The organism is Arthrobacter sp. 754, from assembly GCF_040548695.1.
GTDB lineage: Bacteria > Actinomycetota > Actinomycetes > Actinomycetales > Micrococcaceae > Arthrobacter.
In genome coordinates, this window is record NZ_JBEPSC010000006.1 from 327,912 (window position 1) to 353,384 (window position 25,473).

Genomic DNA, 25,473 nt, shown 5'->3' on the forward strand with positions numbered 1-25,473 from the left:
GTAGTTTCCTCTGGAATGTGACCCGCAACATAGTTCCTTACGGACGTGTCTGTCTGGTCGCGAAAGCCGGCGAATTGCGCCGGCGGAGACCTGGGGGCGGCGCGATCCGTGGCTGGCTGGGGAAATCGGAAGGATCTGGAACGTGGATGCAGTCGAGGTAAAACGGCCGTTACCAGCAGAGGGCGATCCCCTGATGTGTTTGTCCAGCGTCCCGGCGGCGACGATCCAGAAGTAGCTGCCGTATGCTCAGGTACCTTGCCAAGCGCGGCATCACGTACGTCTTTATGATCTTCCTGACCACCTCGGCCGGGTACTTTCTGGCGGTCAGTTCCCTCAAGCCGGCACTGCTGGAGCAGGAGCGGATTCCCCGCCCCACACCTGAACAGGTGGCCAACTCCATGCGCCTGAAGGGCCTGGACCCGGACCTTAGCCCGTGGGAGCGGTACGTTGAATGGCTCACGGCCATTGTGACGCGCTGGGACTGGGGACGCAGCCCCAACGGCGCCTTCATCAACGCCGAATTCGGTGACCGGGTGTGGATCTCCACCCGCCTGTTCCTGGCCTCAATCGTCCTGACCCTGGTCATCGGCGTTGCCCTCGGTGTGTATTCGGCGGCCCGCCAGTACAAGTTCCAGGACCGGGTGATCACCTCCTACAGCTACCTGGCGTACATCGTGCCGGCCCCCATCGCTTACTTCCTGGTGCAGCTGGGCGCCATCAACATCAACGAGACGGTCGGGAAGCGCATCTTCTTCGTCACCGGCATCTCCACACCGGGCATGGCGCCCGGGTGGGCCCAGTTCGTAGACATGCTTGCGCACTACGCAGTCCCCACGATCGCCATCACTCTGGTGGGCTGGGGTTCCTACCAGATTGCGCAGCGGCAGTACCTGCTGGACAACGTCAACGCCGACTTTGTCCGCACGGCTCGCGCCAAGGGGTTGACACGCAACCAGGCCATTTCCCGGCACGCACTCCGGGTGTCCTTCATTCCCGTGGCCCAGAGCATTGCCTTCACCATCCCCGCAATCTTCGCCGGCGGCTTCTTCGCGGAGAAGATTTTCGCCTGGCCCGGGGTGGGCTCGTGGAGCATTGATGCCATCTCGCTGCAGGACGTGAATGCCGCTACGGCCACCCTCGCCTACGGCTCCGTGATCTTCGCCCTGGGCGCCATCCTCGCAGACTTCGCCACCACGCTGGTCGACCCGAGAGTGAGGGTGCAGTAGCCATGACCAATCTCAACGCCATCGACCCGGCGGCAGTGGCCCAGGACGCCCACCTGGACAGCGCCGACGTCATCATCGGCAAATCCACCATCATCTTCCGGCGGTTTATGCGGAACAGGACCGCCGTGGCGGGCCTGGCCATCTTCGTTGCCCTGACCGTCTTCTCCTTTGTCGGCGGGTATCTCACCCAGTGGGACAAAGAGACCATCGACCCCTTCAATATCGGTATGCCGCCGTCGGCCGAGCACTTCCTGGGCACGTCCCAGGCCGGCATCGACCTCTTTGCCATGACCGTCGAAGGCACCCGGATCTCCATCCTCATCGGCCTTATTGTGGGCCTGGTATCCGTCCTGATTGCCGCGGTCTACGGCTGCACGATGGCCTATTTCGGCGGCAAGGTGGACAAGGTGATGCTCTTCTTCCTCGAAGCGCTCATCATGATGCCTGCCCTGCTGGTGGTGGCCGTGGCCACCAGCGGCGGAGGCGACGGGCTGAAGAAGAACCTCCCCAGCTGGCTCCTGCTGATCATCGTCCTGCTCGTGTTCAGCTGGATGGGCACTGCCCGGCTGATCCGCTCACTGTCCATGTCACTGATGCAGCGTGACTTCGTCAAGGCCGCCCAGTACATGGGCGTCCCGCCGCGCCGCATTGTGTGGCGGCACCTGGTCCCCAACATCGGATCGCTGCTGGTGCTGGACATCACCCGCGGCGTCACCGGTGCCATCCTGGCCGAAGTCGCGTTCTCCTTCATCGGCATCGGCATCAAGGTTCCGGACGTCAGCCTGGGCGTGCTGATCGGCGGCGCCACCTCGCAGGTGCAGACGTTCCCGTGGATGTTCTGGGTTCCTTTGGCTGTCATGTTCCTGCTCACCGGGTCCCTGGCCATGATGAATGACGGCCTGCGCGACGCGTTTGACCCCAGCTCCAGTTCGGTTGGCCGGGCAAAAAAGAACAGGGCACAGAAGAACAGTGCACAGAAGAGGGCCAAATGAGCAGCGGAACCTACCTCGAACCGGCTGACCCGGCCCCCTCGCCGGCAGAACGGCTCCACATCGCCGGCCTCCACTCGCCGTCGGACGCAGTCCTGTCCATCCGGGACCTGCACGTCCGCTTCAACTCCGAGAACGGCGTGGTGCACGCCGTCCGGGGCGTTGACTTCGACCTCATGCCCGGCCAGACCCTGGGCATTGTGGGCGAGTCCGGCTCGGGGAAGTCGGTCACCTCCCTGGCCATCATGGGACTGCTGCCGCCCACCGCGGAAATAGCAGGGTCAGTGCGGCTCAAGGGCAAGGAACTGCTCGGCCTCAGCGACAAAGCCATGTGCGCCTACCGCGGCAATGACATCGCCATGGTGTTCCAGGACCCGCTGTCCTCCCTCACCCCGGTGTACACAGTGGGCGCCCAGATCATCGAGGCCCTCACCATCCACAATCCCGGCATGAGCAACACGGCGAAGGAAGCCCGCGCCGTCGAACTCCTGGCCATGGTGGGGATTCCCAGCCCTAAGAACAGGGTCCGTGCCTTCCCGCACGAGTTCTCCGGCGGCATGCGCCAGCGGGTCATGATCGCGATCGCCATCGCCAACAACCCGCGCGTGCTGATCGCTGATGAGCCGACGACGGCCCTGGACGTCACCATCCAGGCCCAGGTGCTGGAGGTACTTCATGCGGCGCAGGAGGAAACGGGCGCCGCCGTCGTGATGATCACCCACGACCTTGGCGTGGTGGCAGGCATCGCCGACGACATCATGGTCATGTACGCGGGCAAGCCGGTGGAAACCGGGCGGGTGGATGACATCTACTACAACCCGCGCATGCCCTACACCATGGGTTTGCTGGGCGCCGTGCCGCGGGTGGACGTTGCCGAGAAGACCTCGCTGGTCCCCATCGAGGGCATCCCGCCCAACCTGATCCACACACCCACGGGCTGCTCCTTCGCGCCGCGTTGCCCCCTGGTGGCGGACGCGTGCCTGGCCGGCGAGCCCCCGCTCCTGCCGGCGGGCGAAAACCCCGGGCACAAAGCGGCCTGCATCAAGGCCGGCTCACTGGGCGGCGACGTCGATGTCCTCGAAATTTTCGCGGCCCCGCCCGTGCCGGTGTCCGGTTTTGACGCCATCCCCCGGGCCGAGCGCGGCACTGTCCTGGAGCTCAAGGACGTGCGCAAGCACTTCCCCCTGACCAAGGGTGCCCTGCTGAAACGGCGCATTGGCACCGTCAAGGCCGTGGACGGCCTGAGCTTCGACATCCGTGAAGGCGAGTGCTTCTCCATCGTGGGCGAGTCCGGCTCCGGCAAGACCACCACGCTCCTGGAAATCATGGAGTTCCACAACAACCAGGACGGCGAAGTGATAATCGGCGGCCTCAGCAACAAGGAAGCCACCGACGCCAAGACCAAGAGCGCCATGCGGCGGGAACTCCAGATGGTGTTCCAGGACCCCACCGGCGCCCTGGACCCGCGGTTCACCGTGTATGAGGTCCTGGCCGAGCCGCTGCAGAACGCCGGCATGGACAAGCAGGCAATCCGGAAACGGATCATGGAACTGATGAAGCTGGTGGGGCTGCAGCCGGACCACGTCAACAGGTTTCCCAACCAGTTCTCCGGCGGCCAGCGCCAGCGCGTGGGCATCGCCCGGGCCCTGGCCGTGAACCCGAAGCTGGTGGTCCTCGACGAGCCGGTTTCCGCCCTGGACGTCTCAGTCCAGGCCGGCGTCATCAACCTGCTGGACAAACTCCGCGCCGAGCTGGGCCTCAGCTACCTGATGGTGGCCCACGACCTCTCCGTGGTGCGGCACATCTCCAACCGCGTGGCGGTCATGTACCTGGGGAAGATCGTGGAGATCGGGGAAGTGGACAGGGTCTTCGACAACCCGCGCCACCCCTACACGCGCGCGCTGCTCTCCGCCATTCCCGTCCCTGACCCGCAGCTGGAACGCACACGGGAGCGCATCATCCTCAAGGGTGATCTGCCCTCGCCACTGGAGGCCCCCAAGGGCTGCAACTTCGCCACCCGCTGCCCTGTCTTCGCTGCCCTTCCTGCTGCCAAGCAGGAGAAATGCCTCACGCTCGAACCGCCGTTGGAGGCTGTCCGGCCCTCGGCAGCCGTCCAGGCCCTGGAAGCCGGGCCCGCGCCGGTCCTCGACCAGCAGTTTGCCTGCTTCTTCCCGGACGGCCAACTGGACGAGGACATGCTGGTGGTCCACGAAACCGCGGAACCCCATGCACCCTAGATTTTTTCGACCCACCACAAGCACCACCACTCGCACCAATGAAGGGAACACCATGAAGAATCTGACCAAGATCGGCGGAGCGGCGGCCATTGCGGCGGCCCTGACGCTGACCGCTTGCGGCGGTGGAGGCACGTCTACCGGACCGGAGACGGCCAAGGGGCAGGAGTCAGGAAGCGACCTGTCCAAGCTCATCAGCGTCAACGAGAAGCCGGCCGCTGATCTTGAACAGGGCGGCAAGGTCACCCTGCCGCTGGGCAACATCGGCCCGGACTTCAACGGGTTCTCCAACAACGGCAACAGCGCGGACAACTCCGCACTGCAGGTCCCCATGAACCCGGTGGCTGTGAACAGCGGCGGCATGGGGGGCTGCTGGAAGGTGGACTTCGTCGGCAAGGTAACGCCGAACAAGGACTTCTGTGAATCGGTGGAGAGCGAAGTCAAGGACGGCAAGCAGACCGTCACCATCAAGGTCAACCCGAAGGCCGCGTACAACGACGGCACCCCCATCGACATCAAGGCCTTCAAGAACACCTGGAACATCCTCAAAAGCCCGGATGCAGGCTATGACATCGTGAGCTCCGGAGCCTACGAATTTGTCGAGTCCGTCGAAGCGGGCAGCAGCGACAAGGAAATCATCGTCAAGACGAGCCAGCCGGTCTACCCGGTGGACTCGCTCTTCTTCGGCCTGATCCACCCGGCAGTCAACACGCCGGAGATCTTCAACGAAGGCTTCAACGGTCAGATGCACCCGGAATGGATGGCCGGCCCATTCAAGCTGGACCAGTACGACACCGCCGCCAAGACGGTAACCCTCGTTCCCAACGACAAGTGGTGGGGCACCAAGCCCGTCCTGGCAAACGTCGTGTTCCGGCAGCTGGAAACCAGCGCCCAGATCGCGGCCTTCAAGAACGGTGAGATCGACGGCATGTCCGCCAACACCATCTCCCTCTACAAGCAGCTGGAGGGCACCAAGGACTCCGAGGTCCGCCGCGGCCAGCGTCTCTTTGCCGGCGGCATGAACATCAACGCGCAGAAGGTCACCGACGTGGCAATCCGCAAGGCGATCTTCGCCGCCGTCGACCGTGAGGCCCTGCGCAAGGTCCGCTTCAACGGCCTGAACTGGGAAGAGCCCAGCTCCGGATCCATGATGCTGCTGCCGTTCTCCGAGTACTACCAGGACAACTACCCGGTCAAGGAAACCGGTGCCGACGCTGCCAAGAAGGTGCTCACCGACGCCGGCTACACCGCCAACGCCGCGGGCATCATGGAGAAGGACGGCAAGCCGGCCGCGTTCAAGATCAGCAACTTCGGTGACGATCCCACCACGCTCGCCTTCACCCAGACGCTCCAGAAGCAGCTCCAGGCCGGCGGCATGGACGTTGGCATCGACCAGCGCGCTTCGGCCGACTTCGGCAAGGTCATCGGCGGCCGCGACTTCGACATGAGCGTCTCCGGCTACACCGTTGGCCCGGACGCCACGGACGCCGTCAAGCAGTACTACGACTCCAAGACCAACGAGAACCAGCTCGGCGATGCCGAACTGGACAAGAAGATCGCCGATCTCGCCTCCATCGAGGACAACGCCGAGCGCAACAAGGCAGCCATGGACGTTGAGAAGGAGCACATGGCGAAGTACTTCTCCATGGGTGTCGTGATGAACGGCCCGCAGATCTCCTTCGTCCGCACCGGCCTTGCCAACTACGGTCCGTCACTGTTCCAGAGCCTTTCCCAGGTTCCGGACTGGACCACCATCGGTTGGGTGAAGAAGTAACCCACCCCGCCTGACCCTTCATTGCGAAGGCCGGCACTCCCCGATTCCCGGGAAGTGCCGGCCTTCGCCGTCTACCCGCCCCCGGCGACGCTGGCGCGGTACCGTTGGCCTATGACCGGCACCGAACCTGAACCCGCCACCCGCACCATCCGCACCGCCGTCGTCGGCTACGGACTCTCAGGGAGCGTCTTCCACGCCCCGCTGCTCGCAACGGACCCCCGGTATTCGCTCGACGTCATTGCGACGTCCGACGCCGGCCGGCAGGCCGCCGTCGCGGAGCGGTACCCGGGGACCAAAACAGTGCCCGACGGCGACGCTGTGCTTGCGCTGGCCGGCGACCTTGACCTGGTGGTCCTGGGGACTCCGCCCGCGACCCACTTTCCGCTGGCGAAGGCGGCCCTGGAGGCCGGGCTCGACGTCGTGGTGGATAAGCCCTTCGCTGTCAGCAGCGCCCAGGGACAGGAACTGATCGCCCTGGCGGAGCGGCTGGGACGGGTGCTCACGGTCTTCCAGAACCGGCGGTGGGACGGGGATTTCCTCACGGTCCGGAAGCTGCTGGCCGGGGAAGCGCTGGGCAGCGTGACCCGCTTCGAGTCCAGCTTCGAACGGTGGTCCCCGGACATATCAAAGGCGTGGAAGGCCGACGCCACGGCGGCGGACGGCGGCGGTGTGCTATTCGACCTTGGCACGCACCTCATCGATCAGGCGCTCCTGCTGTTCGGCCCCGCAACGGTGCAGCACGCGGAACTGGAGGCGCGGCGTCCGCACGAGAAGGTCGATGATGACGTCTTCCTGGTCCTGACGCACGGGTCCGGCGTAACCAGCCACCTGAGCATGAATATGCTCTGCGCCCAGCAGGGCCCGCGGTTCCGCATTCTCGGTTCCGCCGGTGCGTTCACCAAGCACGGGATCGACCCGCAGGAGCCGTACATCGTGGCCGGCGGCAGCCCGCTGGACCAGGAGTTCGGCGTGGAAGCGCCGCAATGGGCCGGAGCCCTGGGACGCGACGGACATCTGGACCGTCTGCCCACGGAGCGGGGAGCCTACCCGGAGTTCTACCGCCTGCTGGCGGACAAGATCCTCGACGGCGGAACGTCCTCCGCGCTGCCGCTCCCGGTGGACCCGGCAGGCCCGGTTGAGGTCCTGAAGATCATTGAAGCAGCGCGCGAACTTACGCCGCACTCTTGAAATCATGTGACATGAGTCACTAGGGTCTGATGGTGCGGGTGATGCTCCTGTTTGAGCGGCGACCCGGACGATCCCCGGCAACAGCCGTTTGGGATCGGGAACATCAGACCCTTGCCGGCGATGCACCTGCTACCGCGTGTGCCAGCCGGCAGAAACGGAGCAACAGCATGCAAAAATTCTCCAGGATTGTGGCACCGATCGGGGCGATGGCGCTCGCGATCGGGCTCTCGGCGGCCTCGGCTCCCGCGGCGGTGTCGGCCGGCGCCCAGGTCTCCAACCCCGCCGGCATACAGGCTGCTTCTGTAACCGGCGCCCAGACTTACATCGTTCTCTATAAGGCAAACGGGGTTTCCGGCGCATCGCTTTCGGCGGTGCAGGCTGCCGGCGGCACCGTCGTCCAGGCCTACCCGCAGATCGGCGTGGCCATCGTCAGGTCCGACCGCGCCGGCTTCGATGCTGCGCTGCGCTCAGCGGACTCTTCCGTTCAGGGGGCCGCGTCCACAGCGGGCTTCGCCGTTGCTGTCGAAGACGACAAGTCCGGCGCTTCCGCAGACGCTGCCTCGGAGCCCATGCTTCCCGTCGTGCCCGCGTCCGGTGACGATCCCCTTTCCGGCCTTCAGTGGGACATGGACCAGATCCAATCTCCCGCAGCCCGCGCCATTAACGGCGGAAGCCCCTCCGTGGTGGTGGGCGACATCGACACCGGCCTTGACTACACCCACCCGGACCTCGCCCAGAACGTGGACTTCACCAAGAGCGTTTCGTGCGTGGGCGGTGTCCCGGACCAGACCCCGGCCGCGTGGATGGACAAGAACGGCCACGGCACGCACACTGCCGGGACCATTGCTGCTGCGAAGAACGACATCGGCATGGTGGGGGTAGCCCCGAACGTGAAGATTGCCGGGATTAAAGCGGGCAACGACGAAGGGTTCTTCTACCCGGAGGCAGTGGTCTGCGCCTTCATGTGGGCTGGATCAAACGGTATCCAGGTCACCAACAACAGCTATTTCGCCGACCCCTGGCTCTTCAACTGCAAGAACGAACCGGGCCAGCGGGCCATCTGGGAAGCCGAGCGCCGGGCCATCAAGTTCGCCCAGCAAAGCGGCACCACCATTGTGGCGGCCGAGGGCAACCAGTCTGATGACCTCGCCCACCCCACGCAGGATTGGACCAGCCCGGATAACACCGACCCTGTTGTTCGCGACATCACCAACGCCTGCGCCGTGGTGCCCGTAGAGGTACCCGGAGTCATCGGTGTCACTGCCAACGGAAACAAGCTGTTCAAGTCGTACTACTCCAGTTACGGCATGGGCACCGCCGACGTTGTCGCACCCGGAGGGGACCGCCGCTTCCAGGTGACTCCTGCTGCAACAACCGGGCGGGTGCTCTCCACCTGGCCGTCAGCCGCTCCCTGCGCCCCCACGTTGACTGTGACGGACGGGGCGGCGCGCTACTGCTACCTGCAGGGCACGTCCATGGCGGCCCCCCACGTGGCCGGTGTCGCGGCGCTGATTGTCAGCACCGGAATCACCAACCCCGGTACCGTGGCCTCGCGGATCACCAACACCGCGGACCCGATCGCCTGCCCCGCGGACATGAGTGTCTACGCCAATTTCCCGGCACTGGACGGTGGAGCGCCCCAGATGTGCCAGGGCGGCGTGGGCTACAACAGCTTCAACGGCCACGGCCAGGTGAACGCCCTCCGCGCCGTCGGCGGTTAATACCTCCGCGCCGTCGGCGGTTAAAAACTGCTAAACGAAGGGTCTAATGAACGACGGCGGGTCCCCGGCTTGGAAGCTCAAGCCGGGGACCCGCTGCGTGCAGGGACTTAAGCGGAGACCAGTTCGTGCCAGTCCGCCACGAGGGGCAGACCGTGGGCTTCGGACACGGAGTGGTGTGCCACGTGGCCCGCAGCGATGTTGAGGCCGGCGGCGAGGGCGGGGTCGCGGTCGAATGCGGCTTTGACGCCCAGGTTGGCCAGTGCAACGGCGTAGCGGAGGGTGACGTTCGTCAGTGCGTAGGTGGACGTGTTGGGCACGGCGCCGGGCATGTTGGCCACGCAGTAGAAGATGGTGTTGTGCACCTTGTACGTCGGTTCCTGGTGCGTGGTGGGGCGGGTGTCCTCGAAGCAGCCGCCCTGGTCCACGGCGATGTCCACGAGCACGGAGCCGGGCTTCATGCGGGAGACGAGTTCGTTGCTGACCAGTTTGGGAGCCTTGGCGCCGGGGATCAGGACAGAGCCGATCACCAGGTCCGCGTCCACCACCGACTTCTCGATCTCGTACTTGTTCGAGGCCACCGTCTTCAGACGGCCCTGGTACTGGGCGTCGAGTTCGCGGAGTCGGTTGATGTTGATGTCCAGGATGGTGACGTCGGCGCCCAGGCCCAGGGCCATGGCAGCTGCGTTGGTTCCGGCAACACCGGCGCCGAGAACAACCACCTTGGCAGGACGGACGCCCGGGACGCCGCCAAGCAGCACACCCTTGCCTCCTGCTGGAGCCATCAGGGAAGTGGCGCCAACCTGGACGGAAAGGCGGCCGGCGACCTCGGACATCGGGGCCAGCAGCGGCAGGGAACGGCCTTCCTGGACGGTTTCGTAGGCAATGGCGGTAACTCCGGAGTTGATCAGCTCACGGGTCAGTTCCGGTTCGGCCGCGAGGTGCAGGTAGGTAAAGAGGATCAGGCCCTTGCGGAAGCGGTGGTATTCCGCGGCAATGGGTTCCTTAACCTTCATGACCATGTCGGCGCGGGCCCAGACGTCGTCCGCGTCGGCAACCATTTCGGCGCCGGCGATGGCGTATTCCTCGTCCGTGATCCCGGAACCAAGACCTGCGCCGCGTTCCACCAGGACGGTGTGCCCGTGGGTGCGGAACTCGTGGACGCCGGCGGCGGTGATGGCCACGCGGAATTCGTTGTTCTTGATCTCTTTGGGGACGCCGATGATCATTTTGGGCTCCATGTTCACCGGGCCTTTGGGCCCGGAATTGCGGGGAAAATGTGTACTTCCAGAATAAATCCGGTTGTGATCCAGCCGACACGAAACCGGGATGGGCCCCGGGTACGAATCCGCGCCATTCCGGGGTTTTTGGGCCGTATGAATCGACATTTGTTCAGCGTGGAAGCGTCAGGTGTCGCCTGCTGTCCGTTCGCCGCAGCGGCCCGCCAGGCAGTAGTGTTGCCCCATGCAGCAGCAGGATGTTGAACAGCTTGTGGAGCAGGTGGCCGGAAAGCTCGGGCGTGGCCTCTCGCTGGAAGATCTGGATGGCCTGCTGCTCGCCTACAGCTCCAACCAGGCCCACGCGGACAAGGTCCGGGTCAACTTCCTGCTCAGCAAAAGGGTGCCTGTCGACGTCAGCGCCTGGCAGCTCTCGCATGGCATTGCCACGGCGGTCCGTCCCTTGGCGATCCCCGCCAACCCGGACTTGGGAATGCTGGGCCGGGTCTGCGTTCCGCTGATGGTGCGGGGCTTCCGCGTGGGCTACCTGTGGGTCCAGCAGGATTCGGAGGACGAAAACCCGGCGGTGATCCTTGCCCAGCTGCCGGACGTCGGCCAGGAAATCGAGCAGCTCTCGGGCCTGTTGCTGGAATCCAACACCGCCGAATCTGAATTCAGACGCGGCCGGGAACGGGAGTTCCTGGCCGCCTGCTCCGGGGAAGCCAACGCCCTGGCAGCCGTAGCGGGCTGGAAGGAAATCCAGGGCAAGGGTCCGTGGCAGGTGGTGACGGTGCTCGACGCCGACGGCTGGGCCGGGGGCCCTGACCCCATCGCCTCCACGCTGATCCACCGGTCCGCAGCCCTGCAGGCTACCGTCGGCGTCGACGTCGTGCTGTTCAGCGCGGGAACCGAAACCCATTCGGTGGTGCTGTTCCGCGAGTCCGTGGGGCGGGCCAACCACGCCCAGGTGCTGGTGCACTACCAGCTGGAGTTGGCCAAGCGCTCCGGACGGCCGGTACACCGCATCATCCTGGGCATCAGCGAGGGCTTCGCCAAACCCCGCGAACTTGCCGAGGCGTACCGGCAGTCACGCCTGGCAGCGCAGGCGGCGGCGGTGGATCCCCAGCTGGGCGAACTGGTGGACTGCCGGGCCACCGGAATCTACCAGCTGCTGGGCTCGGCCGGGGGAGGGGCCAGTGCCTGGGCTGATTCGGGCTCGGTCTACGTCCGGATGCTGGAGGACCACGACCGCAACCTCGAGCTCCTCCCGGTGCTGGAACTTGTCTACGACAACGATGGCTCCATCCAGGACGTTGCCACCAAACTTCACCTGCACCGCAGCAGCATCTACAACAGGCTGGGGCGCATCCGCCAGCTGCTGGGCGTGGACCCGCTCAGGGGAATGCCGCGGCTGGAGCTCCACGCGGCCCTGAAGATGCGGCGATGGGCCATGAGGCCGCGGATTTAGCCGGTACTGCTGTCCTGCTGCTGGGTGTCCTGCTGTTCGCTCTTCTTCTGCTGGTCCAGCCAGGCCAGAATGGCAGCCAGCCTGATCCGGCGGTGCGTGCCGCGGTATTCCACCGGAATCTCGCCGCGGTCGGTCATGTTCCGCAGGTACGTATGGGAAATCCCGGCGAGTTCCGCTGCCTGGGATGTGGTGAGCATTTCCTCAACGCTGCTGACGGTGACCGCTTCGCCGCGGCTGAACCTGCTGAGGAGGTCGACGACGGCATCCCTCGCCTGGGGCGTCAGCCGGTGGACTGTGCCATCAACAAACACCGTGATGTCGTTGCCGCCTTCCAGTGCCCGCCGCAGTTTTCCTGCGTCCTCGGCCGGAAGGCCGGAGGTCATCCTGGGAGCTATCAGTGCCATCCCAACAGCCTAGCCCCGGATCCCCTGCGGACGGCGGTATGCTCACTGGATGAAACTCAGCGGTGGCAAAGCCATTGAATTCGGCGGATTGACCGGCCGGCTGTACGCCTCAGTTGCGGCTGCCGGGGGCTCCGCGCGCCCGGTGTACGTCCTCCTGCACGGAATCGGGGTCTCCCACCGCTACCTCGCCCGGCTGCACCACGAGCTGGCCCCACACGCCGACGTTTACACTTTTGACCTCCCGGGCTTCGGCGACTCGCCCAGGCCCGGCCGCCAGGTGCCGGTGGGTGAATATGCGGCCTTCGTCCACACGGCGCTTTCCGACGCCGGCGTGACATCCTGCGTGGTGATCGGCCATTCCATGGGAACCCAGCATGCTGTTGAACTGGCGTTGCAGCAGCCGGAGCTGGTGGCCGGCGTAGTGCTGATGGGCCCCGTGGTGGACGACCACCGCAAATCAGTGGCCCGGCAGGCGCTTGCGCTGACCCGCGATTCCATGTTCAGCGAAAGCCTGACCTCGAACGCCATAGTGTTCTCGGACTACTTCCGGGCCGGACTTCGCTGGTACCTGACCGAGCTGCCGGTGATGATGGAATACCCCATCGAAGCCAGGGTCCAGGGAATCGGCCAGCCTGTGCTCGTGATGCGTGGAAGCAAGGATCCAGTGGCCAGCCGTGGCTGGTGTGAACGGCTGGCTGGTCAGGCAGCCCAGGGCAGCCTGACCGAAATCCCGGGGCAGGGGCACGTTTTTCAGCACACTGCCCCGGGACCTGCCGCTGCCGCGATCACCGCCTGGGTGCGCGCCGTCGACGGGTTCGGCGTCACCGCCTGAGGCACTACACCGCGTCGAGGTCTGTTTCCAGGAGCCTGACCAGCGAGTCCAGTGCCGCGTCGGCGCCGTCGCCCTCGGCCCGGAGCACCACAACGTCTCCGTTTTCAGCCCCCAGCGTCATCAGCGACAGGATGCTCGATGCGTCCAGCGCCTCATCCGCAGGCTCTCCCGGCTTGGCAATGGTGACTTCCACTCCAACCTCTCCGGCAGCTTCTGCAAACAGCGCCGCTGGGCGTGCGTGCAGGCCGGAGCGGCTGGCGATGGTGGCGGTGCGTTCGGGCATGGTTCCTCCTGGTGTGGATGGGTGCGGTTGTAGAAAGGTGTAACTAGAGGCCGAGTTCCTGCAGGATGGGCAGCTTTTCCCGCACCCAGGCGCGGGCCTCGGTGGCACTCGGCGCGGACAGGGCAAGCTTGGCCAGCTCCTGCGCCTCGGCGAGCGTGACGGTCTTGAGGACGGCGGCCACAGCAGCGAGCGACCGTGCGGTCATGGACAGCGTGCTGACCCCCAGGCCGGTAAGTACGACGGCGAGGGCCGGGTCCGCGGCCGCCTCACCGCAGACGCCCACGGGTTTGTTGTGGCCCTCTGCCCGGGAGCCTTCCACCGTCAGGCCCACCAGGCGCAGCACGGCCGGCTGCCACGGGGTGTTCAGGTTGGCGAGCGGGCCGAGCTGGCGGTCGGCGGCCATGGCGTACTGCGTGAGGTCGTTGGTGCCCAGGCTCGCGAAACCCACCTCGCGGAGGATCGCTTCGGCCGTCAGCGCCGCGGATGGGACTTCCACCATTACCCCGGGCGTCCTGATCCCGGCGTCGGCGCACATGGAGGCAAAGCGGGCAGCCTCTTCGGCCGTGGAGATCATCGGGGCCATGACCCAGACATCAGCCTGGGAGGCCTTCTCTGCCAGCGCGATTGCTTCGAGCTGGCGGTCCAGGACGCCCGGGGTGGTGAAGTCCGTCCGGTAGCCGCGGACGCCCAGCGCAGGGTTGGGTTCGGTGGAGTCGGTCAGGAACGGCAGCGGCTTGTCGGCACCGGCGTCGAGGGTGCGCAGGACCACCTTCTTGCCGGGGAAGGCATCAAAAACGCTCTGGTAGGCCGCCGCCTGCTCTTCCACGGTGGGCTCGGTGTCCCGTTCCAGGAAGCAGAACTCCGTGCGGAACAGTCCAACGCCCTGGGCGCCAAGTTTCGCTGCTGCCTCGGCATCCTTCCCGCCGCCGACGTTGGCGAGGAGAGGCACCAGGTGGCCGTCCGCCGTCGTTCCCGTGCCGCTGAATTCGGCCAGCAGCGAAGCGGTGGCTGCCCATGCTTCCGCCGTGGCGCGCAGCGATTCGTCGGGCTCGGCGGTGATGGTGCCGGCGGCGCCGTCCACATAGACTTCCGTGCCGTCCTTCAGTTCGTCCACGCCTACGGCCGCCACCACGGCCGGCAGACCAAGGGAACGGGCGATGATGGCGGTATGGGACTGCGGACCGCCGCCGGCGGTCACCAGTGCGAGCACCTTGTTCGGATCCAGGGTGGCGGTGTCGGCCGGCGCCAGATCCTCGGCCACCAGGACGAACGGCGTGTTGGAGGCGGGAATACCGGGCGCGGGCACGCCGCGCAGCTCGGCGACGATCCGTGCCCGTACGTCCAGGACGTCGGTGGCGCGTTCGGCCATGTAGCCGCCTAGATTGTGGAGCATTTCCGAAACGGAGGAACCGGACTCCCAGATGGCGCGCTCGGCGGAGGTGCCGCGGGCCACGAGCTTGGCTGCACCCTTGATCAGCATGGTGTCCTTGGCCATCAGTGCTGTGGCCTCGAGGACTGCTTTGCCGTCACCGGTCGCGAGGGTGGCACGGTTCTTCAGTTCGTCGTGAACGGCCTGGGAGGCGGTTTTCAGGGCGGCTGTCGCATCCTCGGCGGTGACTCCGGCGGGCAGTTGTTCGCCTGCGGGGGGTTCGCTGATCGGTTTGGGCATTTGGCGGATGGTTCCGATGACGCGGCCGGGGCTGACGCCTACTCCTGGGAAGGTCTGCACTGAGTTCCTCGTTCTTTTCCGATAGCCAGGCCCGCCAAGGTTGTCCCGGCGCCATGCCGGGGCCGCCGCAACTACTCCGTGCAACAGCGGAAACGCGCCTGAAAAAATTGTATGTGATTCAGTTCATATAGCAATGTTATAGGTGATAGGGTAGCGGCTATGAGTTTGGATGGCCAGCTTCCCCCCAAAATGCGGCTGCTGCGGGCAGCCGCAGAATTGCTGGCAAATTCAGCGGGGGCATCCATTTCCACCCGCCAGATCACGCAGCTGGCGGGCGTCACGGCGCCTACGCTGTACCACCACTTCGGTGACAAAGAAGGCCTTTTCGACGCCGTCGTCGCCGCAGGTTTTGAGGAATATGTTGCGGGCGAGAGGGACTTCGCCCCGTCCGGGCATCCGCTGGTGGATATCCGGCGGATGTGGGACAACCACGTCCAGTTCGGGCTCAACCAGCCGGAGCTGTATCTGGTGATGTTCGGAAATATCCGCCCCGAAAGCCGCCCCGCCATCGTTGCAGATGCCGAGGCGCTGATGGAGGAGATGCTGAACAAAGCCGCAGTGGCTGGCCTGCTCAATGTCCAGCCGCGGGAAGCAGCCAGGTCCATCCTGGCCGCCAACGTGGGTGTGACACTGATGCTCATCGCGGAACCCGCCGCCGAACGGAACCTTGAACTGTCCACCATGACCAGAGACGCCATGATCTTTGCGGTGTCCTCCGAGCAGGCCGAAGGGGCCGTCGCGGAAGACTCCGGGAAATCCTCGGTGGTGGTGGCAGCGATCGCCCTGAACGCCGCACTTCAGGCGTCGCATTCAGACCAGCTCTCGAGCTCGGAACTCAAGCTTTTCCTCGAATGGCTTCACCGGATCTCCACCAGCTCGTCGTAAATATCGGACCCAGCCCTGCGCAGCCGCAGGAATGACGGTTAGGAAATCACATGGCAACAGAGACAGTTGCACAACCCCGCACCAGCCTGCGGGTGGGCGTCCAGAAATTCGGGACGTTCCTCTCGGGAATGATCATGCCCAATATGGGCGCTTTTATCGCCTGGGGCATCATCACGGCCTTCTTCATTCCGGCGGGCTTCACCCCCAATGAGCAATTGGCAAAGCTCGTCGGGCCGATGATCACCTACCTCCTCCCGCTCCTGATCGGTTTCACCGGCGGCCGGATGGTCCACGGCGTCCGCGGCGGCGTGGTCGGGGCGGTCGCAACCATGGGGGTGATTGTGGGAACCAACATCCCCATGTTCATCGGCGCCATGATCATGGGTCCGCTGACGGCCTGGATCATGAAGAAGCTGGATAAGGTCTGGGAAGGCCGGGTCAAGCCGGGCTTTGAGATGCTGATCGACAACTTCTCCGCAGGCATTGTTTCCGCCGCAATGGCCATCGTGGGCATGTTGGTGATGGGCCCGGTGGTGACGGCCTTCAGCGATGGCGCCAAGACCGTGGTCGAAGGGCTGGTCAATAACGGCCTGCTGCCTTTCACCAGCATCTTCATTGAACCGGCAAAAGTCCTGTTCCTGAACAACGCCGTGAATCACGGCATCCTGACTCCCCTCGGCACACAACAGGCACTGGAAAACGGCAAGTCCGTCCTGTTCCTGCTCGAAGCCAACCCGGGCCCCGGCGTGGGCATCCTGCTTGCGTACATGTTCTTCGGCAAGGGCCTGGCCAAGGCATCAGCCCCCGGCGCCGCTCTGATCCAGTTCGTCGGCGGCATCCACGAAATCTATTTCCCGTTCGTCCTGATGAAGCCCGTCATCATCCTCGCCGCAATCGGTGGCGGCATCACCGGTATCTTCACCCTCGTGATCACCGGCGCGGGCCTGCGTTCCCCGGCAGCCCCGGGCAGTATCATCGCCGTCTTTGCAGCTACCGCCAGCGACAGTTACTTCGGGGTGGCGCTCTCTGTGCTGCTCGCCGCGACGGTGTCCTTCCTGATTGCCTCGGTAATCCTGAAGGCCAGCAAAACGCCTGTGGGCAACACCGAGGAAGACAGCCTGGCCGCCGCCACCTCCCAGATGGAATCCCTCAAGGGCAAGAAGAGCTCCGTCTCCTCCACCCTGACCGGAGCTGCCGGTTCGGGCGTGGGTACGGCCGTGCTTGCAGGTCCCGTGAAGAACATCGTCTTCGCCTGCGACGCCGGCATGGGATCCAGTGCCATGGGAGCCTCCGTGCTGCGGAACAAGATCAAGGCTGCAGGTTTCACGGACGTCAAGGTCACCAACTCCGCCATCGCCAACCTCAGTGACACCTACGACATTGTGATCACGCACCAGGACCTCACCGAACGCGCCAAGCCGGCCACGGCCAGCGCCGCGCATTTCTCGGTGGACAACTTCATGAACAGCCCCCGTTACGACGAAATCGTTGAGCTGGTCAAGGAAAGCAACACCGAGGGAACCACGGGCCGGACGTCCGACGCCGGTGCTCCCGCCGGTGCCGGCGCTGCTGTTGCTGCTGCCGCCGCTGCCGGACACGGCGCCCACGTTGCCGATGCCCCGGTGGACGCGGCACCCGCCCCCGCGCCGTCGGACATCCTGGTGCCCGACAGTGTGATCCTCAACGGCAGGGCCACCACGCGCGACGCCGCCATCGACGAAGCCGGCCGGCTTCTGCTGGCACGCGGTGCCGTGGATGAGGCCTACATCGACGCCATGCACGAGCGCGAGGAATCCGTCTCCACCTACATGGGCAGCTTCCTGGCAATCCCGCACGGCACCAACGCGGCCAAGGACCACATCATGAAGTCCGCGGTGTCCGTGATCCGGTACCCGGAGGGAATTGACTGGAACGGCAAGCAGGTCAAGTTCGTGGTGGGTGTGGCCGGCGTGAACAACGAGCACCTCCACATCCTGTCCTCCATCGCCAAGGTGTTCACCAACAAGGCACAGGTAGCCCAGCTGGAAGCAGCAACCTCCGTGGATGAAGTCCTGGCGCTGTTCGGCAAGGTGAATGCATAGTGAAAGCCGTACATTTCGGAGCAGGCAACATCGGACGCGGCTTTGTGGGGCTGCTGCTGCATAACGCGGGCTATGAGGTGGTGTTCGCCGATGTGGCGGATGCCCTGATCGACCAGCTGGCCGCGGCTGAAAGCTACAAAGTCCACGAAATGGGGGAGCACCCCACCGTGCGGACGGTGGACAACTTCCGGGCGCTGAACTCCGGCAGCCAGGAGGCTGCACTGGTGCGGGAAATCGCGACGGCGGACATCGTCACCACTGCGGTGGGGCCGCACATCCTGAAGTTCGTGGCGCCCGCCATCACCAAGGGCATCGCCGCACGGGAAAAGTCCCTGCCGCCGCTGCAGGTCATGGCGTGCGAAAACGCCATTAACGCCACGGACATCCTCCGGGAGGAAGTGGCCGCGCTGTGGGACGACGCCGCCGGGTCCCTTGGCTCCGCGGCGGTGTTCGCTAATACCGCCGTGGACCGGATCGTACCCAACCAGGAGCCGGGCCAGGGCCTGGACGTCACGGTGGAGACGTTCTATGAGTGGGTCATCGACCGCACCCCGTTCGCCGGGGCCGAGCCGGTGATTCCGGGCGCAACCTTCGTGGACGACCTCTCGCCTTACATCGAACGGAAGCTGTTCACCGTGAACACGGGGCACGCATCCGCCGCCTACCTCGGCTTCGAGGCAGGCCTGGAGAAAATCTCCGAGGCCATGGCGGACCAGGATGTTGCCGAGGACGTCCGGGCGGTCCTCGAGGAGACCAAGCAGCTCCTGGTGGCCAAGCACGGCTTCAGCAACGACGAACAGGAAGCCTACGTCCAGAAGATCCTGCTCCGGTTCTCCAACCCGCACCTGCCTGACACTGTGAACCGGGTGGGCCGGGCCCCGCTGCGGAAGCTGAGCCGGCACGAACGGTTCATCGGCCCGGCTGCGGAGCTGGCTGAGCGCGGGATCGTGCCGGAGGCGCTCCTTGGTGCCATCGCCGCGGCCCTGCGTTTCAATGACCCGGCGGACGCCGAGGCCACTGAGCTTGCGCAGATCCTGGCGTCGTCATCCGCAGCGGAGGCCACCGAGCGGATCACCGGCCTGGCACCGGACCATCCGCTCTTCAGCGCCGTTTCCACCCTCGTGGAAGAGCGCCAGCAGGAAGGGGCAAAGGCCCCGGCCTGACTGACCCCGACCTCCCTCCCTCCCACACTGCCTCCCCACCCCCAGGACGCTCTCTCTCACCACCTGCAGCTTTTCGGGCGACCCTCTGGCAGTTCCTGTGGGTTTTTATGGAACCCTCTCGCAGTTCCTTGGGGTTCTGGGGAACCCTCTTGCACGACGCCGGCACTCACCGTGAGTGCCGGCGTCGTGCTGTCTCACTCGTTATCGGGCCGGAACTATCCCGTCCTGTGGAATGCTGGTCCGGTGATGCGGAACCAAGAGACCCCTCCTCCTTTGCTCGCTGCCGACGTCGACGGCCGGACGTTCCGGCTCCGGCGCGCCTTGCGCGCCGACCTCCCCGCCATCGTTGCGCTGCTCGCGGACGATTCGATGGGTGCCGGGCGGGAACTCGCCGGGGACATGGCGCCGTATGAACGGGCTTTTGCAGCGATCGACGCCGACCCGTCCCACTTGCTCGTTGTAGGGGAGTTGTTGCCGCCCGGGGCCGCCGCTGGTCCGGTGGTTGCGACGTTCCAGCTGAGTTTCCTGCCCGGCATTTCCCGGCAGGGATCGTGGCGCGCGCAGATCGAGGGCGTAAGGGTGGCGGCCAGCCTTCGGGGCCAGGGCATCGGTAACGTGATGGTGCAGTGGGCCATCGGCGAGTCCCGGCGCCGCGGCTGCACCCTCATGCAGCTGACCACCCACAAATCCCGAACCGCGGCCCACAGGTTCTACGAACGCCTTGGCTTTAACGCCGGCCACGAAGGCATGAAGCTGACGCTCTAGGTGCCAGAGCGTTGCCCGGAAAGGCGCAGGAGGTGCCAGAGCGTTGCCCGGAAAGCCGCAGGGAGTGCCAGAGCGTTGTCCGGAAAGCCGCAGGAGGTGCCAGAGCGTTGGGGTCAGGCGGCGGAGCCCTTGCGGACAAACAGCGTCTCGGCCTGCTCCAGCGACATGCCGTTGGTCTCCGGCACCTTGAACATCACGAAGAAGAAGGATGCGGCGGCGAACAGCGCGTACATGGCGTAAGTTAGCGGCAGCGAGGCGGCGGCCATGACAGGGAAGCTGAGCGTGATGGCAAAGTTGGCCACCCACTGCGCGGCCGCTGCCAGGCCCAGGGCACGTGCACGGATCCGCGACGGGAAGATCTCGCCGAGCAGGACCCACACCAGGGGTCCCCAGGACGCGCCGAAGCTGACCACAAAAACGTTGGCGGCCACCAAAGCCACCGGACCCCAGGCGCCCGGCAGGGAGATCTCGGAACCGGAGCCCACTGCGGAGGAGAATGCCAAGGCCATGGTGCCCAGGGAGACAGCCATGCCGATCGAGCCGGCCAAAAGGATGGGGCGGCGGCCGATCCGGTCCACCAGGGCGATGGCCACCAGGGTCACCAGGATGTTGGTGATGGAGGTGGCCACCGAGATGGTGAGGGAGTCTTTCTCCTGGAAACCGACGGCCTTCCACAGGGTGGTGGAGTAGTAGAAGATCACGTTGATGCCCACGAACTGCTGCAGGACCGAGAGGATGATGCCCACCCAGACCACGGCCTGCAGTCCGAAGGTCCTGCCCCGGAGCGAGCCCTTCTGGCCGGCCAGCTTGTCCTCTTCGATGGCGTCCTGGATCTCGCGGATGTGCCGGTCGGTCTCATCGGAGGGGGCGATGGAATCGAAGACCTTGCGGGCCTCGTCCTCCTTGCCCTGGAACACCAGGAAGCGCGGGGACTCGGGCAGCGTATACGCGATCCAGCCGTAGACCACGGCCGGAACCGCAGCGGCGAGGAACATCCAGCGCCAGGCTTCCATGCCCAGCCAGAACGCGTGGTCCGCACCGCCGGCGCTGGTGGCGAAGAGGGCATCGGACAGGAGCGCGGCGAAGATACCTGTGGTGATGGCGAGCTGCTGCAGCGAGGCCAGCCTGCCGCGGACCTGCCGCGGCGAAATCTCGGAAATGTAGGCCGGGGCGATCACCGACGCCAGGCCGATGCCCAGGCCGCCCACGAGGCGCCAGAAGATCAGGTCCCAGACGCCGAACGCGAAGCCGGTTCCGATGGCGCTGACCAGGAACAGCAGTGCGCCGATCTTCATGGCCGGTATGCGGCCGTAGCGGTCGGCAACCTTGCCGGCCAGGAAGGCGCCCGCGGCACAGCCCAGCAAAGCGACGGCGACGGCGAAGCCTGTGACCGCCTCGGAGAGCGCAAACTCATCCTTGATGGCATCCACGGCCCCGTTGACCACCGATGAGTCGAAGCCGAACAGGAAGCCGCCCACCGCCCCTGCAAGCGCCAGCCAGATCACCCGCTGCGGAACCTTGGCAGTTGTCTGCTCCTTGGCGGTGGACATGGCGCTCCCTGCGTTTGGGGTTGGGTGGATGCGGGTGGCGGACGTCGTCGGCTGCGGTACCGGCCCGGTGGCCGGCGCACACGCGCTAAACAGTGTGGCACGTCACCGCCCGCGGTTCCACTTGCACCCCTGCCCACCGGACCGGAAGCCGACGACGGCGGATGGGCCGCCGTCGGTCCGGCGCCTTAGCGGTGCGCCGGGGCCTTAGTGGGCCGCCACAGGCTCCCTGGCCGCCTTCGGATCCGTCAGCTTCTTCTTCGGCAGCGCCAGGCTGATGAGGAAGGCGACGCCGGTGAGGACGGCGGCGGTGAGCATGACGGCGTCGATGGCGTAGGCGAAGCCCTCCGTGATGGGGCGCGTCAGCACGCTGTTGGCGGAGTGCAGCCAGCTGGTGTCGTTGAGCGAATCATTCGACGCGCCGTTCCGGAAGAACTCGTAGAGCTTGGCGTTGGCGGGGTCCGCGGCCACGGCAGGGTCCTTCAGGACGGCCTGGTAGGCGGTGCTCTCCATGGCCGACTTCATGGTCTCCGCGATCCGGCTGGCGGCGAGGCTGAACAGCATGGAAATGAACACCGCGGTGCCCACCGCGCCGCCCATCGACCGGAAGAACGCGGCGGAAGAGGTGCCCACGCCCATGTCCTTGGGCGGCACGGAGGTCTGCATCGCCAGCGTGAGCGGCTGCATGCAGAAACCCAGCCCCATGCCGAAGAACACCGCAATCACGCCGGGGACCCACAGGCCCGTATCCACACCCAGGGACAGGCCCATCACGAGCGCGGCCGCGGTGAGGATGGCCGTGCCCAGGATAGGGAAGATCCGGTACGTCCCCGACGCCGATATGGTGCGCCCGGCGGTGATGGAACCGGTCAGGATGCCCACGGTGAAGGTGATCATCATCAGGCCGGCCTCGGTGGGCGTGAGCCCTTTCACCAACTGCAGGTACATGGGGAGCATTGCGATGGCCCCGAACATGCCGATGCCGATGATGAAGTTCAGGAGCGAGGACAGGCCGAAGGTCGTGTTCCGGAAAAGCCGGAGCGGGATCAGGGCGTAGTCACCGGCCCGTTTTTCCGCCAGTAGGAACCAGATGATGCCCACCACGCCCAGCCCGTAGCAGAGGAAGGAGTTCAGGGAGGCCCAGCCCCAGCTGCGGCCCTGTTCAGCCACCAGCAGCAGCGGGACGATGGCGAGCGTGATGGCGGCGGCGCCGAAGTAGTCGATCTTCTGCTTCACGTGCTTGGCCGGAAGGTGCAGGAAAAGGAACACCACGGTCAGCGCGGCCAGCCCGATGGGCAGGTTGATGAAGAACACCCAGCGCCAGCCGTCAAAGCCCAGGATGTTGGCTGATCCGGCAAACGCTCCGCCCACCACAGGTCCGAGCACTGAGGAGATGCCGAACACCGACATGAAGTAGCCCTGGTACTTGGCCCGGTCCTTCAGGGACACGATGTCGCCGATGATGGTCAGCGCCAGTGCCAGCAGGCCGCCGGCGCCCAGGCCCTGGACGCCGCGGGCGAGGGCCAGTTCAGTCATGGAGTGCACGGAACCGGCGTAGAGCGAGCCCACCAGGAAGATCGCGATGGCGATCAGGTACAGCGGCCGGCGGCCGAAGATGTCGCTCAGCTTCCCGTACAGCGGTGTGCTGACCGTGGAGGTGATGAGGTACGCAGTGGTGGCCCAGGCCTGGAGCGAGAGCCCGTCAAGGTCGTTGGCGATGGTGTAAATGGAGGTGGAAACGATGGTCTGGTCCAGGGATGCCAGGAACATGCCCAGCATGAGCCCCACCATCACGGTGACGATCTGACGCCGTGTCAGGGTTTCGCCGGCGGCTCGCACGGCAGTGGTTTTGGACATGACTGCTCCAGGGGAAGAAAAGGGATCAAGCTTATAGTTGCTTTCGGTAACTATGTTACTTGCCGTTTTGTTCCCGCGGCCGGGGTTTCCCCCGCACCCGGGGCAGGTCCCAGTCTCAGCGCTGGACCAGTATGCCGTCCGGATCGCACCAGACAGTGGCACCGGGACGGAAGGTCACGCCGTCGATCACCACGTCCACATCAACCTCGCCGGCGCCGTCCTTGGCGCTCTTGCGAGGGTTGCTGCCGAGCGCCTTGACGCCCAGGTCCAGCCGCGCGATCGCTTCGCGGTCCCGGATTGCCCCGTTGATCACGACGCCGGCCCAGCCGTTTGCCACTGCGCTCTCGGCAATCATGTCCCCCATCAGCGCAGTGCCCAGTGACCCGCCGCCGTCCACCACCAGCACGGCGCCGTCGCCGGGGGTGGCAAGGGTGGACTTCACCAGCGCGTTGTCCTGGAAGCAGCGGATGGTCCTCACCGGCCCGCTGAAGTGTGAGCGGCCGCCCAGGGCCTGGAACTGGAGGGAGACTGACGCCAGTTCCTCGCCGCGCTCATCGTAGAGATCGGCCGTGTTGACGGCGGGGCTGGACGTGTTTTCGGCTGGTGCGGCCATGTGGTTCTCCTTGGAGTCCGTAGAGCGGGCAAGTGCGCCTGGGAATGTCCCCGGCGTATGACACGCTGCGGGGTGATGCCCACGATAGTCTGATTTTCAGAATCGCCAACCGTTCCAGGGGGAACCAGCCATGAGCGTCTCCGACACACCCGCAGCAGCGGATCCCAGCCCTGCAGCAGAAAGTACGACGGCGGCGCTCGCCGAGCCGACGCAGAGGGTCACCGCGCGCTGGGTGACCGGGCTGGTGCTGGTTAACGTTGGCATCAACGCCGCGTTCTTCGGGCCCATCAACATCTTTATCGCCCAGCAGGCCATTGGCATCGACGAAGCCAACAAGGAAGCCATCGCCTCCCTCGTACTTGGGTGCGGCGCCGCCGTATCCCTGGTGGCCAATCCGCTGTTCGGGGCGCTGTCCGACCGGACGGTCTCGGGTTTCGGCCGTCGTTCCCCCTGGGTCCTGGCCGGTGCCGTGCTGGCCACGGCAGCGTTGCTGGCAATGTCCGGGGCCACAGCTGTTGCCCTGATGGTCCTGTTCTGGTGCCTGGTCCAGCTGGGCGCCAACGCGGCCTATGCGGCCATCACCGCCGCCATCCCGGACCGGGTGCCGGTGCTGCAGCGCGGCGGAGTGGGGGGACTGGCGGCCCTGGGCCAAACGGCGGGCATCCTCCTGGGCGCAGTCTTCGGGGCGGTGGTGTCGGGAAATTTCATGGTGGGCTACACCATGTGTGCGGCCGCCCTGCTGTTCTCCGTGGCGCCGTACCTGTTCCACCGCAATGACCCGCCGCTGCCCAGGGAGCTGCGGCCGCCGTTCTCGTGGGGCAGTTTCCTCCGCGGCTTCTGGATCAGCCCGGCCCGCCACCCTGACTTCGCCTGGGCGTGGCTCACCCGCTTCCTGGTCAACGTCTGCAACCAGCTGACCATTGTGTACCTGATCTTTTTCCTCGGGGACGTCCTCAAGCATGAGAACCCGGCGCTGGGAGTCCTGACCCTGACCGGGATCTATGCGGCGCTGGTAATGGTTACTGCGGTGCTTGCGGGCCCCTGGAGCGACCGGGTGGGCAAGCGCAAGCCCTTCGTGATCGCCTCCTCCGTCATGATCGCCATGGCAGGCCTCACCATGGCGTTCTTCCCCGTGTGGACCGGCGCCCTGGTGGGGGCCGCCATCCTGGGTATCGGCTACGGCGCCTACCAAGCCGTTGACTTTGCGCTGCTGACGCAGGTATTGCCGCAGGCCGCGGACCGCGGCAAGGATATGGGGGTCATTAACGTGGCCGCCTCGCTGCCGCAGGTGTTCGCGACGGGCCTCGCTTTCCTCGCGGTGACGCAGTTCGGCGGGTACGTCACCCTGTTCACTACAGCGGCAGTCATCGGCCTGCTGGGCGCCGTGTTCGTTGTGAAGATCAAGGGAGTTGACTGAAAACGCCATTCACGGGTGGCGTATAGTTGGGGCCGACTGCAGGCGGTATGGGATGGGGACGCTCCCGGCTGCTGCCCTGTAAA

The 25,473-nt window shown here is 65.5% G+C and carries 20 protein-coding genes; 13 read left to right on the forward strand and 7 right to left on the reverse strand.

Annotated elements, in window-relative coordinates:
* Positions 1 to 242 precede the first annotated feature (242 nt).
* The 6 genes from ABIA70_RS18260 (at position 243) to ABIA70_RS18285 (ending at position 9,132) form a co-directional block, all read left to right on the forward strand.
* On the forward strand, positions 243 to 1,226 hold the full coding sequence (locus tag ABIA70_RS18260) for an ABC transporter permease (RefSeq protein WP_354148989.1): 984 nt from the start codon (positions 243 to 245) through the stop codon (positions 1,224 to 1,226).
* A gap of 2 nt (positions 1,227 to 1,228) precedes the next feature.
* Entirely contained in the window at positions 1,229 to 2,218 is a 990-nt protein-coding gene (locus tag ABIA70_RS18265; RefSeq protein ID WP_354148990.1) for an ABC transporter permease, read from the forward strand.
* The gene (locus ABIA70_RS18270; protein WP_354148991.1) at positions 2,215 to 4,452 is read left to right on the forward strand and encodes an ABC transporter ATP-binding protein; all 2,238 of its coding nucleotides are present in this window, start codon (positions 2,215 to 2,217) and stop codon (positions 4,450 to 4,452) included. The genes ABIA70_RS18265 and ABIA70_RS18270 overlap by 4 nt, the downstream gene beginning before the upstream one ends.
* 52 nt (positions 4,453 to 4,504) lie before the next feature.
* Positions 4,505 to 6,223, forward strand: a complete 1,719-nt coding sequence (locus ABIA70_RS18275) for an ABC transporter family substrate-binding protein (protein WP_354148992.1) — start codon at positions 4,505 to 4,507, stop codon at positions 6,221 to 6,223.
* A 111-nt stretch (positions 6,224 to 6,334) separates the two neighbouring features.
* Entirely contained in the window at positions 6,335 to 7,411 is a 1,077-nt protein-coding gene (locus ABIA70_RS18280) for a Gfo/Idh/MocA family protein (RefSeq protein WP_354148993.1), read from the forward strand.
* 167 nt (positions 7,412 to 7,578) lie between these two features.
* On the forward strand, positions 7,579 to 9,132 hold the full coding sequence (locus ABIA70_RS18285) for a S8 family serine peptidase (RefSeq protein ID WP_354148994.1): 1,554 nt from the start codon (positions 7,579 to 7,581) through the stop codon (positions 9,130 to 9,132).
* A gap of 107 nt (positions 9,133 to 9,239) precedes the next feature.
* Here the strand turns inward: ABIA70_RS18285 and ald are convergent, their stop codons facing one another.
* Positions 9,240 to 10,358, reverse strand: coding sequence for an alanine dehydrogenase (gene ald, locus ABIA70_RS18290; RefSeq protein ID WP_354148995.1), 1,119 nt, complete (start codon positions 10,356 to 10,358; stop codon positions 9,240 to 9,242).
* A gap of 235 nt (positions 10,359 to 10,593) precedes the next feature.
* Here ald and ABIA70_RS18295 point away from each other — a divergent pair, with 235 nt between their 5' ends.
* Positions 10,594 to 11,814: a PucR family transcriptional regulator gene (locus ABIA70_RS18295; RefSeq protein ID WP_354148996.1), complete on the forward strand. Its 1,221-nt coding sequence runs from the start codon at positions 10,594 to 10,596 to the stop codon at positions 11,812 to 11,814.
* On the opposite strand, the gene ABIA70_RS18300 is transcribed toward ABIA70_RS18295, so the two are convergent.
* A complete protein-coding gene (locus ABIA70_RS18300) occupies positions 11,811 to 12,218 on the reverse strand; it encodes a helix-turn-helix domain-containing protein (RefSeq protein ID WP_354148997.1) in 408 nt (135 codons plus the stop codon). The two genes, ABIA70_RS18295 and ABIA70_RS18300, sit on opposite strands and share 4 nt — an antisense overlap.
* Before the next feature lie 49 nt (positions 12,219 to 12,267).
* On the opposite strand from ABIA70_RS18300, the gene ABIA70_RS18305 reads away from it, so the two are divergent.
* The gene (locus ABIA70_RS18305) at positions 12,268 to 13,050 is read left to right on the forward strand and encodes an alpha/beta fold hydrolase (protein WP_354148998.1); all 783 of its coding nucleotides are present in this window, start codon (positions 12,268 to 12,270) and stop codon (positions 13,048 to 13,050) included.
* 4 nt (positions 13,051 to 13,054) lie between these two features.
* Here the strand turns inward: ABIA70_RS18305 and ABIA70_RS18310 are convergent, their stop codons facing one another.
* On the reverse strand, positions 13,055 to 13,333 hold the full coding sequence (locus ABIA70_RS18310; RefSeq protein ID WP_354148999.1) for an HPr family phosphocarrier protein: 279 nt from the start codon (positions 13,331 to 13,333) through the stop codon (positions 13,055 to 13,057).
* A 43-nt stretch (positions 13,334 to 13,376) separates the two neighbouring features.
* Entirely contained in the window at positions 13,377 to 15,062 is a 1,686-nt protein-coding gene (gene ptsP / locus ABIA70_RS18315; protein ID WP_354149000.1) for a phosphoenolpyruvate--protein phosphotransferase, read from the reverse strand.
* Positions 15,063 to 15,221: 159 nt separating this feature from the next.
* On the opposite strand from ptsP, the gene ABIA70_RS18320 reads away from it, so the two are divergent.
* The 4 genes from ABIA70_RS18320 (at position 15,222) to ABIA70_RS18335 (ending at position 19,956) form a co-directional block, all read left to right on the forward strand.
* Entirely contained in the window at positions 15,222 to 15,947 is a 726-nt protein-coding gene (locus tag ABIA70_RS18320) for a TetR/AcrR family transcriptional regulator (RefSeq protein WP_354149001.1), read from the forward strand.
* A gap of 50 nt (positions 15,948 to 15,997) precedes the next feature.
* Positions 15,998 to 18,028: a PTS mannitol transporter subunit IICBA gene (locus ABIA70_RS18325; protein WP_354149002.1), complete on the forward strand. Its 2,031-nt coding sequence runs from the start codon at positions 15,998 to 16,000 to the stop codon at positions 18,026 to 18,028.
* Positions 18,028 to 19,191, forward strand: a complete 1,164-nt coding sequence (locus ABIA70_RS18330) for a mannitol-1-phosphate 5-dehydrogenase (protein WP_354149003.1) — start codon at positions 18,028 to 18,030, stop codon at positions 19,189 to 19,191. Before ABIA70_RS18325 ends, ABIA70_RS18330 begins: the two co-directional genes overlap by 1 nt.
* Before the next feature lie 246 nt (positions 19,192 to 19,437).
* The gene (locus ABIA70_RS18335; RefSeq protein WP_354149041.1) at positions 19,438 to 19,956 is read left to right on the forward strand and encodes a GNAT family N-acetyltransferase; all 519 of its coding nucleotides are present in this window, start codon (positions 19,438 to 19,440) and stop codon (positions 19,954 to 19,956) included.
* A 113-nt stretch (positions 19,957 to 20,069) separates the two neighbouring features.
* Here ABIA70_RS18335 and ABIA70_RS18340 read toward each other — a convergent pair whose 3' ends face one another.
* The 3 genes from ABIA70_RS18340 to rraA form a co-directional block, all read right to left on the reverse strand.
* On the reverse strand, positions 20,070 to 21,506 hold the full coding sequence (locus ABIA70_RS18340; RefSeq protein WP_354149004.1) for a sugar porter family MFS transporter: 1,437 nt from the start codon (positions 21,504 to 21,506) through the stop codon (positions 20,070 to 20,072).
* 204 nt (positions 21,507 to 21,710) lie between these two features.
* Positions 21,711 to 23,360, reverse strand: coding sequence for an MDR family MFS transporter (locus ABIA70_RS18345; protein ID WP_354149005.1), 1,650 nt, complete (start codon positions 23,358 to 23,360; stop codon positions 21,711 to 21,713).
* 115 nt (positions 23,361 to 23,475) lie between these two features.
* Positions 23,476 to 23,973: a ribonuclease E activity regulator RraA gene (rraA, locus tag ABIA70_RS18350; protein WP_354149006.1), complete on the reverse strand. Its 498-nt coding sequence runs from the start codon at positions 23,971 to 23,973 to the stop codon at positions 23,476 to 23,478.
* A gap of 130 nt (positions 23,974 to 24,103) precedes the next feature.
* Between rraA and ABIA70_RS18355 the strand changes: the two genes are divergently transcribed.
* The gene (locus tag ABIA70_RS18355; protein ID WP_354149007.1) at positions 24,104 to 25,390 is read left to right on the forward strand and encodes an MFS transporter; all 1,287 of its coding nucleotides are present in this window, start codon (positions 24,104 to 24,106) and stop codon (positions 25,388 to 25,390) included.
* Positions 25,391 to 25,473: the final 83 nt, after the last annotated feature.

Coding starts and splice junctions, on each gene's coding strand:
- ABIA70_RS18305 (WP_354148998.1), top strand. CDS start 12,268: ATGAAACTCAGCGGTGGCAAAGCCATTGAATTCGGCGGATTGACCGGC.
- ABIA70_RS18320 (WP_354149001.1), top strand. CDS start 15,222: ATGAGTTTGGATGGCCAGCTTCCCCCCAAAATGCGGCTGCTGCGGGCA.
- ABIA70_RS18295 (WP_354148996.1), top strand. CDS start 10,594: ATGCAGCAGCAGGATGTTGAACAGCTTGTGGAGCAGGTGGCCGGAAAG.
- ABIA70_RS18310 (WP_354148999.1), bottom strand. CDS start 13,333: ATGCCCGAACGCACCGCCACCATCGCCAGCCGCTCCGGCCTGCACGCA.
- ABIA70_RS18335 (WP_354149041.1), top strand. CDS start 19,438: ATGCGGAACCAAGAGACCCCTCCTCCTTTGCTCGCTGCCGACGTCGAC.
- ABIA70_RS18340 (WP_354149004.1), bottom strand. CDS start 21,506: ATGTCCACCGCCAAGGAGCAGACAACTGCCAAGGTTCCGCAGCGGGTG.
- ald (WP_354148995.1), bottom strand. CDS start 10,358: ATGATCATCGGCGTCCCCAAAGAGATCAAGAACAACGAATTCCGCGTG.
- ABIA70_RS18300 (WP_354148997.1), bottom strand. CDS start 12,218: ATGGCACTGATAGCTCCCAGGATGACCTCCGGCCTTCCGGCCGAGGAC.
- rraA (WP_354149006.1), bottom strand. CDS start 23,973: ATGGCCGCACCAGCCGAAAACACGTCCAGCCCCGCCGTCAACACGGCC.
- ABIA70_RS18355 (WP_354149007.1), top strand. CDS start 24,104: ATGAGCGTCTCCGACACACCCGCAGCAGCGGATCCCAGCCCTGCAGCA.
- ABIA70_RS18270 (WP_354148991.1), top strand. CDS start 2,215: ATGAGCAGCGGAACCTACCTCGAACCGGCTGACCCGGCCCCCTCGCCG.
- ABIA70_RS18325 (WP_354149002.1), top strand. CDS start 15,998: ATGGCAACAGAGACAGTTGCACAACCCCGCACCAGCCTGCGGGTGGGC.
- ABIA70_RS18260 (WP_354148989.1), top strand. CDS start 243: ATGCTCAGGTACCTTGCCAAGCGCGGCATCACGTACGTCTTTATGATC.
- ABIA70_RS18280 (WP_354148993.1), top strand. CDS start 6,335: ATGACCGGCACCGAACCTGAACCCGCCACCCGCACCATCCGCACCGCC.
- ABIA70_RS18275 (WP_354148992.1), top strand. CDS start 4,505: ATGAAGAATCTGACCAAGATCGGCGGAGCGGCGGCCATTGCGGCGGCC.
- ABIA70_RS18265 (WP_354148990.1), top strand. CDS start 1,229: ATGACCAATCTCAACGCCATCGACCCGGCGGCAGTGGCCCAGGACGCC.
- ABIA70_RS18285 (WP_354148994.1), top strand. CDS start 7,579: ATGCAAAAATTCTCCAGGATTGTGGCACCGATCGGGGCGATGGCGCTC.
- ABIA70_RS18345 (WP_354149005.1), bottom strand. CDS start 23,360: ATGTCCAAAACCACTGCCGTGCGAGCCGCCGGCGAAACCCTGACACGG.